The sequence below is a fragment of the Stenotrophomonas sp. SrG genome, assembly GCF_050031795.1.
Lineage (GTDB): Bacteria > Pseudomonadota > Gammaproteobacteria > Xanthomonadales > Xanthomonadaceae > Stenotrophomonas > Stenotrophomonas rhizophila_A.
The window spans coordinates 1-243 of the sequence record NZ_JBNBBE010000883.1; the positions used below are offsets into that span (position 1 = coordinate 1).

Here is a 243-nt window from a genome sequence, read left to right on the forward strand (position 1 = left end):
AAGGTAGAGCGACCACGCCAGCTGCATGACCATGACCCCGGCCATCAATCGGCTCAAGAAGCACGGTATCGCCCACCGCGTGCTTGCCTACCACCATGCTGCCAACGCCGCCTCCTATGGCGGCGAAGCGGCGGAGCAGCTGGGGCTGGACCCCGCACTGGTGTTCAAGACCCGGCTGACCAGTACCGAAAAGCACGAGCTGCGGGTGGCGATCGTGCCGGTCAGCGGCACGCTGGACCTGAA

General features: G+C 65.4%; 1 pseudogene. It reads left to right on the forward strand.

Features of this window, described 5'->3' with window-relative positions:
* Window positions 1-31: 31 nt before the first annotated feature.
* Window positions 32-243, forward strand: a pseudogene (locus ACQG3P_RS22035) (Cys-tRNA(Pro) deacylase); the annotation flags it as partial.